1 pseudogene is annotated in these 589 nt (G+C 45.7%); it reads right to left on the minus strand.

Annotation, left to right across the window (positions count from 1 at the left end):
* Positions 1-220 precede the first annotated feature (220 nt).
* Positions 221-589: pseudogene (locus R7Q09_RS27050) on the minus strand (amino acid ABC transporter substrate-binding protein); the annotation flags it as partial.

The raw sequence follows: 589 nt of genomic DNA on the forward strand, positions 1-589 counted from the left end.
AACCTCAAACCTTAGTTATAGATATCACTCTGTATAAATAAGTGGTTGTCCCTAAAGGCTTAACCTAGTGTTAGCTTGCAATAGATTTGTTGCGCGAGTTACTCGCCCAAACCCATATCATACTGACCAAGGCTTATTCCAGCCAATGAGCGATCCTTACTCATCCAGATTGATATATTCAAGAAAAAGGGCGGCATGAACCGCCCTGATTAACTCGTTTCTAACGGATTGGTGGCGCGTACATGAAGCCGCCGGCATTCCAAAGTGCGTTAACACCACGAGCGATCTCTAAAGGCGAACCTTTACCGACTGTGCGCTCAAAGCTTTCGCCGTAGTTACCCACTTGTTTGACGACTTGGTAACCCCAATCATCACGAATACCTAGGCCTTTACCTTTCGGACCATCAACACCCAAAATACGTTTGATGTTTGGATCTTGAGATTTTAACATCTCATCCGCATTCTTAGAGGTGATGCCGTATTCTTCCGCATTCACCATTGCTGCTAACGTCCACTTAGCGATGTTGAACCACTGATCGTCGCCTTGACGAACCACAGGGCCAAGTGGCTCTTTAGAAATGATTTCAGG

The organism is Vibrio sp. 2130-1 (assembly GCF_033339515.1).